This is a genomic window from Gelidibacter pelagius (assembly GCF_017581925.1).
In the GTDB taxonomy this organism is placed as follows: domain Bacteria; phylum Bacteroidota; class Bacteroidia; order Flavobacteriales; family Flavobacteriaceae; genus Gelidibacter; species Gelidibacter pelagius.
This window is the reverse complement of sequence record NZ_JAGEVG010000009.1, coordinates 97174-111442: the sequence shown is the minus strand read 5'-3', so window position 1 is coordinate 111442 and position 14269 is coordinate 97174. Positions and strand designations below refer to the sequence as shown.

The 14269-nt window shown below is 36.2% G+C and carries 15 protein-coding genes; 9 read left to right on the top strand and 6 right to left on the bottom strand.

Translation table 11 applies throughout. The features are described 5' to 3' along the window. Window positions 1-64: 64 nt before the first annotated feature. The 4 genes from J4051_RS09085 to radC form a co-directional block, all read right to left on the bottom strand. A complete protein-coding gene (locus tag J4051_RS09085) occupies window positions 65-997 on the bottom strand; it encodes a hypothetical protein (RefSeq protein ID WP_208233562.1) in 933 nt (310 codons plus the stop codon). Window positions 998-1227: 230 nt separating this feature from the next. Beyond that, window positions 1228-1917 (bottom strand): YjjG family noncanonical pyrimidine nucleotidase, encoded by a 690-nt coding sequence (locus J4051_RS09080; RefSeq protein WP_208233561.1) that lies wholly within the window; start codon window positions 1915-1917, stop codon window positions 1228-1230. After that, window positions 1907-3208: a polysaccharide deacetylase family protein gene (locus tag J4051_RS09075; protein ID WP_208233560.1), complete on the bottom strand. Its 1302-nt coding sequence runs from the start codon at window positions 3206-3208 to the stop codon at window positions 1907-1909. The genes J4051_RS09080 and J4051_RS09075 overlap by 11 nt, the downstream gene beginning before the upstream one ends. A 389-nt stretch (window positions 3209-3597) precedes the next feature. Then, entirely contained in the window at window positions 3598-4296 is a 699-nt protein-coding gene (gene radC / locus J4051_RS09070; protein WP_208233559.1) for a RadC family protein, read from the bottom strand. A 142-nt stretch (window positions 4297-4438) separates the two neighbouring features. Here radC and J4051_RS09065 point away from each other — a divergent pair, with 142 nt between their 5' ends. Continuing rightward, window positions 4439-4891, top strand: a complete 453-nt coding sequence (locus tag J4051_RS09065) for a DUF1569 domain-containing protein (protein WP_208233558.1) — start codon at window positions 4439-4441, stop codon at window positions 4889-4891. Between the two features lie 254 nt (window positions 4892-5145). Continuing rightward, window positions 5146-5739, top strand: coding sequence for an FMN-binding negative transcriptional regulator (locus J4051_RS09060; RefSeq protein ID WP_208233557.1), 594 nt, complete (start codon window positions 5146-5148; stop codon window positions 5737-5739). Here the strand turns inward: J4051_RS09060 and J4051_RS09055 are convergent. After that, window positions 5736-5984, bottom strand: coding sequence for a hypothetical protein (locus tag J4051_RS09055; protein ID WP_208233556.1), 249 nt, complete (start codon window positions 5982-5984; stop codon window positions 5736-5738). The genes J4051_RS09060 and J4051_RS09055 overlap by 4 nt on opposite strands. Before the next feature lie 237 nt (window positions 5985-6221). Here J4051_RS09055 and J4051_RS09050 point away from each other — a divergent pair, with 237 nt between their 5' ends. From J4051_RS09050 to J4051_RS09040, 3 genes are all read left to right on the top strand, one after another. Beyond that, entirely contained in the window at window positions 6222-6848 is a 627-nt protein-coding gene (locus J4051_RS09050; RefSeq protein WP_208233555.1) for a hypothetical protein, read from the top strand. Window positions 6849-7281: 433 nt separating this feature from the next. Further along, complete coding sequence (locus J4051_RS09045) at window positions 7282-8172, top strand: bile acid:sodium symporter family protein (protein WP_208233554.1); 891 nt, start codon at window positions 7282-7284, stop codon at window positions 8170-8172. Between the two features lie 240 nt (window positions 8173-8412). Continuing rightward, on the top strand, window positions 8413-9645 hold the full coding sequence (locus J4051_RS09040) for an erythromycin esterase family protein (RefSeq protein ID WP_208233553.1): 1233 nt from the start codon (window positions 8413-8415) through the stop codon (window positions 9643-9645). Window positions 9646-9733: 88 nt separating this feature from the next. Here the strand turns inward: J4051_RS09040 and J4051_RS09035 are convergent, their stop codons facing one another. Next, the gene (locus tag J4051_RS09035; RefSeq protein WP_208233552.1) at window positions 9734-10153 is read right to left on the bottom strand and encodes a hypothetical protein; all 420 of its coding nucleotides are present in this window, start codon (window positions 10151-10153) and stop codon (window positions 9734-9736) included. A 345-nt stretch (window positions 10154-10498) separates the two neighbouring features. On the opposite strand from J4051_RS09035, the gene J4051_RS09030 reads away from it, so the two are divergent. The 4 genes from J4051_RS09030 to J4051_RS09015 all read left to right on the top strand — a co-directional run bounded on the left by J4051_RS09030 (window position 10499) and on the right by J4051_RS09015 (window position 14248). Next, window positions 10499-10954 (top strand): GNAT family N-acetyltransferase, encoded by a 456-nt coding sequence (locus J4051_RS09030; protein ID WP_236027323.1) that lies wholly within the window; start codon window positions 10499-10501, stop codon window positions 10952-10954. Then, window positions 10951-11694, top strand: coding sequence for a YqjF family protein (locus J4051_RS09025; protein WP_208233551.1), 744 nt, complete (start codon window positions 10951-10953; stop codon window positions 11692-11694). Before J4051_RS09030 ends, J4051_RS09025 begins: the two co-directional genes overlap by 4 nt. Window positions 11695-11818: 124 nt before the next feature. After that, the gene (locus J4051_RS09020; protein WP_208233550.1) at window positions 11819-13312 is read left to right on the top strand and encodes a S41 family peptidase; all 1494 of its coding nucleotides are present in this window, start codon (window positions 11819-11821) and stop codon (window positions 13310-13312) included. Window positions 13313-13387: 75 nt separating this feature from the next. Then, on the top strand, window positions 13388-14248 hold the full coding sequence (locus J4051_RS09015; RefSeq protein ID WP_208233549.1) for a sulfurtransferase: 861 nt from the start codon (window positions 13388-13390) through the stop codon (window positions 14246-14248). Window positions 14249-14269: the final 21 nt, after the last annotated feature.

The following is a 14269-nucleotide window of genomic DNA, read 5'->3' as shown; positions in this document are numbered from 1 at the left end:
TAAAATAAAACCCCGAGGCAAGAAATGCGCTTCGGGGTTTTTATTTGATAAACAGCCTTAGTTATTAGTTAAATTTCACATTAAGCGTCTTCATGGAAACACCAGAATCGCTGGCTTTTGAAACTATCCAGCTGTTGTTCATTTTATAAACAATGGCATCTTGGCCTTTAACGATATACACATCTTCCTTACCCGAAAATACCAGATGATACAATACTTTAGAAGATGCATCTGTAATTGTGTAACCGTTTGCGACAGGGTTTGCAAATAAGTTTTGTATACTTTCATCAGATTTCGTTTCATTTTTTAAGGTTTCTGCAAGTTCTATTTTAGCTTCTTTTTCAACCGACTCATTCTCCTTTACCTGTATATTTACGCGCTCTTTTTCACGCAAAGCCCTTTCTTTTGCAGCTTCGGCCTGCATCTTAGCATCTGCCGCTCGGAGTTTTGATTCTTTCAGTGCTTCTAATTCTCTTTGTAAACGATCAATTTCTACTTGAGCTTGTGAGTTTTCTACATTTTGAGAAGACACATTTGTAGTTTTCGACGTGACTTTCGAACTTGGTTGATAGCTGTAATTTAAATTCTCAAGGCTTTTAAATGCATCTCTTAAAGCAAGGTTATATACTTTGCTGTATTCCTTTTCCCGCGATTGACCAATTTCTGAAGAGAGCACCACTTTATTGTTGCAATCCTTTAAATGCACCTGTAATTTAGTGTTTAAGAATGCCTTGTGCTTTTCAACATCGGCATATAATGCAAGGCAACGGTTATTGTTCAAGTCTTCAGGAAACTCTTCATCTGCCAACAGTGTTTTAAACCCTTGTTTTTCAAATAAAAACTTGGTTAAGGAGTTAATTTGGTATTGGTCTGGCTCATTTAAGAAATTATAGGAACTTGGTACTATGATGTATTTATAGGCATTGATGCTTTCTTGAGAAAGTCCTTTGAAGTTGAACAATATCAAAAAAGCACATAGTGTTAGAATGGATTTCATAGAATATTTGGATATATTAATTTGATATAAAGATACAATAAAGTTAGAAAAAAAATCAAGGTCTGATCGCAATTAGAACAAAGACACCAATCATCAACTATTTTAAATTACATTTCCAGAATGAGTTCAATTCTGTCATCATTTATCTTCCTTTAAAAAAATAAGTACCATCTGGGTCTTTACTTTTTTAAATCGTCTCTATTGCCAAACTTTAAAGAAGTTCTGTTTAGTTATAGGTACTTTTTAAGTTGTGATAAATGTCTGACTTGCTTGATATGTGGTTCTGTTAGGTCATTTCTATAATTAAAAAATATAGCGTCATACCCGACATTCAGTGCGCCCAGAATATCCGCTTCATAATTATCGCCAATCATGATGCTTTCTTTAGATTGTGCTTTTGCGATATTAAGAGCATAGTCAAAAATAATAGGATTCGGTTTTTTAACACCTGCTATTTCAGCATTGGTGATGGTTTTAAAGTAGGAAGTGATTGCAGAAGCATTCATTTTTTTCAACTGGGGTTCTTCAAAACCATTAGTGATGATATGCAATTGGTACTTGGGCTGCAAATACTGTAACAGCTCAAGCGTGCCTTCAAAAAGATGACTAAAGCTGGACAAAAACTCAATATAATCCATTGCAAGATTATGGATCAAGGTGTCATCTACAACAAAACCGATTTCATTAAAAGTATCGCGTAACCTCCCATATCTCAACTCTATCTTGTCAATTTCATCATTTCTAAAGCGTTTCCAATACCTCAAATTAACAGGTTCATAAACCTCTAGGAAGGTTTCTAAGTTGATTTCCACCTGATGTCTCTTGAAGATCTTATCAAAGGTCAACGCTGAGTTTTTATCAAAATCCCAAAGCGTATGATCCAAATCAAAAAAAACGTGTTTAATAGCTTTAATCTTCATGTTCTGACTCTAATACCATTCTAAATAATTCCCTAAATCCTTTCCATCGATCCAAATCACTAAACGAATAATTATGAAATATGGGCACAAAGGTGCCATTTACATTTTTCACTTCCCTGATGATACGCAGTAGATCCTCTTTTTTATCCAATAAGGAATGGCGCTTTAACAGCGCGTAATCCACACAATGAAACGGATTGATCTGCAGTGGCGTTTGTACCTCATAATCCAAATCATAAAACTGGAATGGCGTACAAGTGCCAGCTCTAAACCCCATGTGGTTGATATATCCCATTGTGAAATCTTGCTTAATTTCCAATTCAATCAGGTTTCTGTAGGATTCGGGTAAATTAAGCTTGGAAAATGAATGCCTTGATGCCTCTAACGGATAGTTTGTAGTCGCTTCCATAGTCCGTTTCTCATGTTTTAGCATTTCCTTATCATCCAACGCCAGATACGACACTTTTAATCCGACCTTACAGTAATCAGCAACATATTTAATGAGCGATACAAATCGCTTCTTATTGATGTTGATGTTCTTGTCATAAGTAGAATACTCGCCTATCAAGAAAAACACGATAAACTTATTTGGGGTTTGTTTTTGTTTGGTTATGATCCATTTAAACGTATCATACGGATCGCGTTTAAAACCCGCCAAAGATTGAAAACGTCTGTAAAACTGTTTCAATTTTAATCGGAACAAATCATTTATTGTACCTCCGAAAGTCCTTAACAAACCTTTCTCCTTAAAATAATAGGCAACTGGCACGTCAATAACTGGTTGAATGCTGTACTTTTTTATTGGAAACTCAAAATCCGGAAACTGTGCCTGTAGAATGGCCTTAAATTTATAGGCCCAGATATCCACCACTGGTTGATGCAGAAAGCCTTCATTGAACGCCAAACTTTCTGTAGCCAGAAACCGTCCGTAATCATCTTTAACATGCGGTAAATATTCTTCATACCTACTCAACAAATAAAAAGTAGCCGCAAATATATCAAAGGGTATACTACTTTTATCAGATGTTGAAAAAAAGCATTTTGTCCTGCCCCAATCCTGAACATGAATATCTAAATCAGAAAGTCCCTGTTCAAATAAGAGTTCATGGCTCCTAATAAACAACTCGCTACTTAATGGCTGTTTGGTATAGGAAATTTTCATACTGTCATGTGCAATAAACTCTTCAACCGTGGTTGTAAAACTCACTGGAACATTTAAGATACGCAAACTGATATGCTTAAAAGCATAGGTTAATCTATGGGTAATTTTATGGGTGTAAACTAGTAGCATTGATAGTCGTAAACTTCAAAATTACAAATTCCATATTCCAAAATGGCCATTTGCTCAATATTCATGAAGTTAATTAAATTTAAAAAAAATATTCTACAGGAGATAATAAAAGACAAATTTCCAGCTTAAGCTTCTATTCATTAAATTAACCTTCCTAATTAAACTGTTTTACATAATAGTAAGACCATGGAATATGATGATTTCGTGTGTCAATTTGGCCTGATTTGATTGGAATTTGGTGTTTGAGTAGTTTATAGTGTTCCCTCCTCTGCAAATGCTGCCCGCCTTTAGAAAAACTTCAGGCAATCGGTCGGGCAGGCAATCATTGGTCTTCGGCCTCCCGTCACCCGTCATCGGTCATCCGTCATCCGTCATCCGTCTTCCTTCTCCTAAAGCATTCCCTCATCAGCAAAACTGAAATAGGCGTTCTCGGTAATGATCAAATGATCCAAAACCTTAATATCGAGACTATTTCCAGCATTTTTTAATTTTTGTGTGATTTGCTTGTCGGCCTCACTCGGCTTTAGCGTTCCTGATGGATGGTTATGTGCCAGAATTATACCTACGGCTCCCACTTCGAGCGCCATTTTAAGAGCCAATCGGACATCAACCAGGGTTCCGGTGATGCCACCTTTGCTCAACTGATTTTTTTGAAGCACTTTATTGGAATTGTTCAGATAGATGATCCAGAACTCTTCATGTCCCAGTTCACCAATAATGGGTTGCATGAGTTCAAAAACCGATTGGCTGGAATCAATTTTATGTTGTTGGAGCGCTTCTTCTCCCCTACGTCGTCTTCCCAGTTCTAAGGCTGCAATGATGGTGATGGCTTTTGCCTCGCCAATCCCCTTAAATTCCGTCAACTGCTTGATTGACAATTTACCCAAAGCACTTAAATTATTATTGGCACTGGCCAAAATACGTTTACACAGTTCTACAGCACTTTCATCTCTGCTTCCAGAACCAATTAAGATAGCAACAAGTTCGGCATCACTCAAAGCTGCTTTTCCTTTATCTCTTAATTTCTCACGAGGCTGATCATCTTGCGACCAGTTTTTTATGGAAAATGAAGGTTGTTTTTCTGACATGCTCCCCAAATAAAATTAGATGATTATAAAGTTAGTATTAATTGCAGATGCAGTACTTTTTTGGTTATAAAAAATAGGTAATTATTATCAAAGAAAAGATAAAAATTGTAAATTTCAGAACCAATACATTAATTGTTGTAGGATGCAAACGCTATTTGACCAAAAAGTACATCAAGAAATATTGACCCGTATTGATCAACTTACAGAAAACTCTACGCCTAATTGGGGGAAAATGGATGTGGCACAAATGGTAAAACACTGCCAAATGCCGTTATTGGTGGCCAGTGGAAAGATGGAATTAGAGGAAAAAGTTGGATTTTTAAAAAGGATGGTGTTCAAGTTTTATAAACCCATCATGTACAATGACAAACCTTGGCCAGAAAACATTACCACACCCAAAGATTTTAAGATAACCGATCGGCAAGTTTTTGAAACGGAAAGAGATCAATTAAAATTAACCATTAACGAATTCCAAGGCAAAGCTTTAAATATGCATTGGCCTAAACACCCTTATTTTGGCAGTTTTAGCACAGATCAATGGGGACGAATGCAATACAAACATTTGGACCATCACTTGAGACAGTTTGGGGTATGAAGCTTTCGAGGTTTTGAGGTATGAGGTTGAGGTATGAGGTATGAGGTATGAGGTATGAAATTAAAAAACCTTGGCTATATTTTACAGAATTTAAGGTAAAAAATGGAATTAAAACTTCTTCCTGCTGATTGTCACCTGTTTCATCAGAAGACGTGAGATCTTTGTTAACCACACTTAATTAACAAATTGGAGGCGCTCTTACCAAACGCTATTTTTAAATTCAAGAGATTCCCTCTTTCGCGGGAATAAACGATATGACAAACTACCCACCAAAACAACATCAAGATGACAACCATGAGCATATCATTGAAGTCATCAAAACCTATCCACTGGCAACTCTTATTTCGGTCAAAAACAACTTGCCATTGATTTCGCATTTACCATTGATCTATTCTGATGGAAAACTGACTGGCCATTTGGACAAATACAATCCGCAAGCAGAATTGCTAAAAGACGACAATGATGTTACCGTTATATTTTCAGGCCCGCAATGTTATATTTCACCAAGTATCTACAGCACCACACAATTGCCCACCTGGAACTATATTGTGGTTCATCTCAAAGGCAAGGTCAAAGACATTGTTGATCAAGAAGCCATCAAACAATCCATGATTGACATGACGTCGTTTTTAGAAGCTCCTGAGCACAAATACACTTTAGAATTGGATAATCCCAGAATGGCTCAATTTATTAGTTATGTTAAAGGATTTGAAATTGACATCACTCATTGGGAAGGTAAATTCAAACTTTCACAAGACAAAAAACCAAAGGATATTGAGAGTGCCAGAAATGAATTGATTCGCGCCAATCAGGAGAGCATTCGTTTGTTTTTGGATACCGTATTTTAGTGGATGCGTTCCATTTTCGCAATAGGAAATTCTGTTTTTAGTTGGTCCTGTTCCTCTTTATAGGACTCGTAATTTTCGTTATAAACCACTAATTCAGATTCAAACGTCTGATGGTCTCTTCTAATACTTTTTGCTGCCGTAAAATGTGCAGAAAGCACAGTCATATAGTTCTGAAAGCTCGTTTGCATGGTAAAATTATATTCAAAAAGCGTGTTTTTATCAATACTGCTTTTGAGCCTTTCCACTAATAGATTCTTTTTGACAAGGATCCATCGACTTTAATCTGGTCGTCAATATCGATTCGCATTATATTTTTACTAATATAATAGTCTTTAAAGATAAACCTTGTTGTATTCAAAGAACTTGCTTAAAGTTTAAATTTAAAAGTTCTTGATTCAGTAAATGTTTATGATGTTTTTGATAAATCAAAAATCACTAAATATGCAAGAATAGATAAAATTGGAATTGGAACAATAAATTTCATGAATACAGTAGCCGTAATCAAGGATGTTAAATCAATGCCCGTTTGGTCTTCTTTGCATATTAACGGATTCATAGGCTCAAATTTAATGCAACATGCCATTTGGGATTTTGACTTCAACCAAAACCAAATCACTATAACGGATAACGAATCGAAACTAAGCTTACCTGAAGAAATAATTGAGAATAAATTATTTATTGGTTACGCAGGCATTCCTTCAATTGCTTGCAAAGTAAACGGAAAAAAGGTTTGGAATTTTCCTGTAGATTTTGGATATGATGGTGGTATAGTAATTCCATTTTCCGAATTTGAAAAGCAAAAAGAAAGTGGTCAAATTTCAGATTTCACAAAATCTGAAACTCACGGATTTATTGGTGTTTATGGAAAACAGGATCTAGCAAGGGAATCTTATAGAGGAATAATTAATGAAATAGAATTCGTAAATTCTACTCTAAAAAATGAAAAGGTGCATTCAGAAGAATCTTTAAGTAAGAGATTTGGTTTAGATTTTTTTAGAAATTATCGTGTTATTCTAAATTGGAATAGTAAAAAAATCAAGATGATACAAAATGAAGAATCGACCTATTCTTCAGGTGCTTATTCAAAAGGACAAACAGTTGATAAATGAATGGATGACACCACCAAATGACGGAGTGTGCCCCTAACTATATCAAACGTACGGATCTTACCTATAAAAGATTGGGACAGATTGTAGTCAGCGGTTCGCAATCCATCGTCCCAATCGCTCTTTCTATCACTTAAGACGATAACGGAATTTATGAAATGACTAAAATACAGCATCTTCAAAACCTTAACTGACTGAAGCCCTCTCTAATTCGTTCAGTTTTCAATTAGTAAATTTCTTACTACGCACAACGTTTCTAAACCAACATTGATTTTGGTCAATTCGGAAAATCCGCTTCTGCAAAAGCGCATCCAGTCAGATTTTACGTTAGTTTGTTCTATTTTTAGTAAGTTAGCTCCTTGTGCGCAAAATATTCTTACATATAAACCTTATCTACAACGCGTATGACCAAGATGAATAACCAATCAATCAACCTATGACAATAGCCGAAATCATAAGCAATATATTTTTACCATTATCTCTTGCCATTATTATGCTAGGCATGGGAATGACTTTAATCCTCTCCGATTTCGCGAGAATTCTAAGAAACCCGAAAGCCATTTTAATTGGCCTTACCAATCAACTTATATTTTTGCCTATCATTGGTTTTTCGTTAGCCATAGCTTTTGATTTAAACCCAATAATGGCAGTTGGATTAATGATTCTGTCTACTTGTCCGGGAGGTGCTACCAGCAATTTGATCACACAGGTTTGTAGAGGAAACATTGCATTATCGGTGACACTAACTGCCATCTCAAGTATAATCTGCGTCTTTACAATACCTTTTATTTTGTCCTTTGCCTTAGACTATTTTGGCACTGGTACCGGTGTGACTATCAAATTGCCCATACTAAATACGATCATTCAAATCATGGGAATTACCATTATTCCTATTTCAATAGGCATGTTCATTCGCAGATTGAATTCAAACTTCGCCAGACGAATGGAAAAACCAATGCGTACGGCTTCAACCGTCATTTTTATTATTGTATTTATTGCCGTATTGGCTGCAAATTATAACATCTTGGGTACAGCAATGACTGAAGTTGGACTACCTACTTTGCTGTTAAATATCCTCACCATGGGATTGGGTTATCTTACGGCCCGATTATTCAAATTGAATTTAAAGAGTGCCATTTCAATCACCGTTGAGAGTGGGATACAAAACGGAACCTTAGCCATCGTCGTTGCCACGTCGATACTGAATAATTTTGAAATGAGTATACCAACTGCAGCTTATGCGATATGGATGTTCATAACTGGCGGCATTCTCATGTGGCTATTTGGGAATAGGCCTGAAATCGAATCTGATATAGTAAAGCAATAAATTTCAGGGACATCAAATTAATTACTGGCAAGTTCATTGATCTCCTTTGACCGAGGAGACTCGCGGATTTTACAGCCTAATTTCACACTACCAGTGACGACTGACGAGATAATCATTTATCGATAATTTGATAAGCACATTAATTATGGTTATCTTGATTATTATATGAATCAATTACTTACAACATACTTTGCAGGAGTTTTATTATTGCTTGGCAGTATGTCTTGTTCCGCCCAAAATATGAAACAAAAAGCTATTCCTCTTGAAGGAGATACGAGTTTGGACAAGCTGATCTCAGCGGCCGCCGATAAGGAATTGGTGTTATTGGGCGAAGCGAGTCATGGCACCCATGAGTACTACTTATGGCGCGATAAAATCAGTCGACGGTTGATATCAGAGCAGAACTTCAGTTTTATTGCGGTAGAAGGCGATTTTGCAAGTTTATACCACCTCAATCTCTACGTGAAAAATTTGGATGGCGCGGCAAGTTCTGCCAAAGAAGTTTTATTGAAGCTCAACAGATGGCCAACTTGGATGTGGGCCAATGAAGAGGTAGTAGCATTAGCCGAATGGCTCCGCAATCACAACGATCAATTACCTCAAAATAAAAAAGTAGGCTTTTATGGAATGGATGTCTATGACGAATGGAATTCCAAAAAAGTGGTTTTGGACCTGCTCAAATCTACCGACCAGACCATCTCTAAATATGCGGAAGATCAATACAAGTGCTTCGAACCGCACAAAGGCGATAGTTGGAGCTATGCACATGCAGTAAATGCTGGCAAGGATGCCTGCACAACAGCTACTAAAAATGTAGTAGAATATATTAAAAACAATCGAAATAAATTACAAGAACTTTCAGATGACGCTTATTTTTATTTGTTACAAAACACGATTGTCGTACAGAATGCTGAGGAATTCTACAGAGAAAGTGTTTCTTCATCAGGGCCTGGTTCATGGAATTCCCGAGTCCATCACATGCATGGCACCGTCAATGATCTATTAAATCTTTATGGTGAGAACTCCAAAGGCATTGTTTGGGCACATAATACGCATATTGGTGATGCGGAATATACAAGCATGCGAAGTGCCGGCCAAAAGAATATCGGTCAGCTTACGCGAGAAGGATTGGGTGACGTCAATGTGTTTTTGATTGGCTTTACCACCTATGAGGGGAAAGTGATGGCAGGCTCCAGTTGGGGCGCTCCTATGAAGGAGATGACCATTCCGCCAGCTATTCCCAATAGTATCGAATACAAATTAAATCAAGTAGATCAAGACAGCTTTTATATAATCTTTGACGACGAAGATCGAAAGGAGGAAAATCTGAAAACATTAGGAAATAGAGCTGTGGGCGTGGTCTATAATCCCCGAGGAGACAGAAGGCAGTTTGTCCCTACCATCATTCCATTACGCTACGATGCTTTGATCTTTTTTAAAAAAACATCCGCTTTGCGGGTCTTGAAGAAGTAACTACTAATGGTCAAGAGTTTTTTGGATTTAATTTAGCCATTCATCTTGACAACACATGTGATCAATTAATTCAGGATTGCAAAAGATTTTACATCCATTTTTTTATTATTGCGCCAACCGTATAGCCGAAAATTGCATGGGCCATAGTCCAATAAATCCAAGCCATAATATCGTTTGCTGCGGGTGGTTGTTCAGATAATGCCGTTAAAAAAAACAGTCCCCCTCCTCCTATGGTATAAACAAGCATATAAGGCCATAGTGTCTTCTGTAAGGTCCATGTTTTTAAAATGTAAAAGAGCGCAATCACACTGATAATACAGGTTAAATAATGAAAAAGCTGTCCAAAAAACCAAACCGGTTCCAAGTCTTTAACTACAGGAATATAATCAAAATTAAATAGGAGAACATAGGCCGTATTACCCGTCAATTCAATGACTATTTTTAATACCAACATCAACACAAAGCCAGAAATCAAGCCAATCGTAATGAGTTTCAATAGTTGTTTCATAAAGACGCCTGTTTAAGAATTGATTTGGAGAAAAGTGAAATTAGTATCAGCGTTTGGGGTCAATAACATTCGGCTAATCTTCTGTATGCATTGGAAATATAGAATTTCAGACGCTACTTCAAGGGCGTTAATAAAGGGATTTAACTTGGCTTCTGACATTCAAAAGGGTTTAGTACAAACGAAAATACATTTTTATGGTTTTAAAAATAATAAATCTTCATTTTATATTGTCAAAAATCTCTCACAAATAAGTAAGACAATCTAAAAGATTGTAAATGAAATTTGTCCCATTTCGAAGTCTTGGTACTATGGTGCATTTATTTCAGTCAGTATTTGGTAAATTAGATGATTACAATCCACACCATGATTAGAGCATATACAAAGAAGGACAGAATTAAGGTCATCGACTTACTAAGACGAAATATTCCAAAATATTTTGACCCTTCAGAAGAAAACGATCTTGAAATATATCTTGATACGGAAGTAGAGGACTATTTTGTATTTGTAGAAAACTCTGAAATTTTAGGGGCTGGAGGCATTAATTATTTTCCAGAAGAAAAACTCGCTCGAATCTCATGGGATATCATTGATCCCAAAGCACAGGAAAAAGGAATCGGAAGAAAACTAACGCAATACAGAATTAACTGTTTAAGCGAAAACCAAGAAATTGAAATCATAATCGTTCGTACAAGTCAACATGCCTTCAAGTTTTATGAGAAAATGGGTTTTGAACTGGAGAAAGTGGAAAAAGACTTTTGGGCAAAAGGTTTTCACCTCTATCTAATGACAATGAAGAAATGACCATCCGAGAGCTACTACATACAACCGAACACAGACCTTGGAAAATACCCACCGAAACTTGGCAATTTTATCAAGAGTGGAACAAAGCCATCTTCCTTCATTGGCAAGTGGAATTCAGCGAACTGAAAAAATTTGTGCCAGAAGAATTAGAAATCGATCTTTTTGATGGAAAACCTTGGATTTCAGTTGTGGCATTTACAATGGAAAAGATTCGACCGAAAAACCTACCATCCTTCCCACCAATTTCGGATTTTGACGAAGTGAACATCCGCACTTATGTGAAATCAAATCATAAAGCTGGTGTTTATTTTCTGAGTATGGAGGGCGGAAAAAAAATATCTTGTAAAGTTGCCAGAAGCATATCCCAACTTCCGTACAGATTTTCAAGAATGAAACGAACTGAACACCGATACGAATCCAATAACACCGAATTTAATGATAAATTGGATATACAATTTGCCATAGGAAAAGCAATCACCGAGAAAACAGCATTGGAAACCTGGCTGACGGAACGATACGCTCTTTTTCAAGATACAGAAAAGTCGATTAACCAATTTGAGATCCACCACTTGGAATGGCCAATTAACGAGATGGACTTGAAAGCATTAGAAATCGATTATCCAAGACTCAACCAACTCATTGAAGGTAAACCGCACAGCTTTCAATACTCAGAAGGTGTAAAAGTCATTGCTTGGGGAAAGCGTGAAAAAGCAAAGTCTGATCACATCAACCCACAGTAGTATGGACAGGAGCATTAACTATTTTGGCACTACGCACCTTAGCCAAGTGATTGATTTTTAGGCCACAAAGTCAAATTCGTCGATTGGGACGCAAAATTAAAACATTAACAATAGCTAAATACTAATGAAAAAACACTTAATAGGAATAACACTAATGCTTTTTTCCGGTACTTGTTTTGCCCAATATTTGAAGAAGGATAAAGCCATCGAAGATTTGAATGAATTCAAAACTTTAATGGAAATTGAATCTTCTTATTATCAATTGTCAGATTTTGATTTTTCCAGTCGCTATAAATTCATCGAGCAAGAAATCCGACTTCATGATTCCATCCCTATATATTTTTTGGCCTACGAGTTGGAAAAAATAATTTCGGAAACTATTGATCGTCATGCAGGTATTAAAATGAAAAACTTCGAAGCCGACGATTTTGAACAACTAAATCTTTATTTTCCATTTGTTCTATCCTCATTGGATGGGGATATAGTGGCTTTAAAAGAAAAAAACTCCAATGGAGAATATGAGTATTATTCAAAGAAATATCCCTTTCTAAAGAGTATTAACGGGCTACCTATGGATAAGTTTTTAGAGCACTATGCCTATCGAAGGAAACTTTCGCCCAATGCAGCTCGAATCACTGATGGTTTAAAGGACTTAAGAGCCGTTGGCAAACTTTATTTCCAACAAGGAGAACATCATATAAAGGAGCTAAATATAATCTTAACTGACGGCAAGAAGGATATGCCATTGACTTTACCTTTAAGCAACAAACAACATTCGTGGTCAGATCTTGGTTCGTTAAGATCCAATACGGCTATGAAATCTTTTTACGGAGATAAAGATTTTAATTTGAATACTTTAGATACATGGTTAACAGATTCAATAGCATACCTCGCCATTCCTGCAATGGCCAGCTATAAAAACAATAGCAGGATAGAACTCTACTTGAATACAACTATCGAAAAATTCAGAAATGCGAAAGCCCTAATCATCGATATTAGAGGAAATGGCGGTGGAACGCGCGATATTCTTAATACCTTATCTGGATATTTTGTACAGCCTGAACAATCGCCATGGGTCGCAAATCTGGCATATGTGCGAAGTGATCAACGTCTGAATGAAGACATTTCTTCAATGCAGGGAAGATACCTTTATAACTATCGATCAGGTTCTCTTTCAGATCAGGACAGAAAAGCTATTGATGATTTCAATAACGGCTATGAGACTGAATACAAGTTCGATGAAAAAAAATTTAGCAATCCGTTTTATATGGTTCTCCATAGTAATGAATCGCCTTTAGAATGCCCTGTATATATTTTGGTCAATGAAGAATCATTTAGCGCAGCGTCTGTATTCACTTCTGCATTTAAAGGATTGGCCAATATAAAGATCGTTGGGACTAATACAAACGGCTCGAGTGGAAGATCGGTTTATTTCGATTTGAAAAACTCCAAAATAAGCATACGATTATCTACTATGCTGTCATTCCAAAGAAATGGTAAAACTTTAGATGGAAATGGTACCGTACCTGATATCGTAATTGAAAGAAGAGAAAGTCAAATTTTAGGTAAAACTGATACCCAATTGGAAGACTTGATAATAATTATAAAAAAAAGCTAAACACACCAAAGTGATATAAACTAAAGGTTGTGCAACATCATTACGCAAGCAAAATATAGATAAATAATAATGAAAATGGATATAACTATTTCTCCAATAATTCAAGCATCAGAATTGCTTAAATTATATGCAACTGAAAACATTGTAATTGTTGATGCTAGTAGTGGAAAAGACGCTAAATCAAATTATGGATCAAAACATTTAAAAGGCGCTCTATTTGTTGATCTAAACACTGATCTTGCTGAAGTTAACAAAGATCCATCAATTGGAGGCAGACATCCACTCCCAAAAATTGAAGATTTCGCTAAAACATTATCAAATATCGGAATATCTAAAACAAGTCACGTCGTAATTTACGATGATCAAAATGGCTCAAGTGCTGCGGCAAGATTCTGGTGGATGCTAAGGTCAATTGGCCATAAGAAAGTCCAAGTTTTAAATGGTGGAATTCAAGAAGCGGAGAAGATCAACTTCCCAATGAGCTCAAAAACAGAAATCATCAATAATACAGAAATGTATGAATTCAATGATTGGAAACTTCCAATGGCAGATCTTGATGAGGTTGAAAAGGTTTCACAGATGGAAAACCATACCGTAATTGACGTTCGGGATGCTGATCGCTATAATGGAAAAACTGAACCAATAGATTTGATTGCGGGACATATTCCAGGGGCAATTAATATCCCTTTTTCAGAAAACTTAAAGAAAAATGGTCAGTTTCTATCTCCGAGTGAATTAAAGATTAAATATGAAAATATATTTAAAAATGCTAAAAGCGAAAGCATAATTGTTCATTGTGGATCGGGTGTTACGGCTTGTCATACCCTTTTAGCAATAGCCCACGCTGGACTGGAAATCCCAAAACTTTATGTTGGTTCATGGAGTGAATGGAGTAGAAATGATAAGCCAATCGCAACGCTAATTGGAAAAAAATAATATTGACTGCCAGCAGAACTT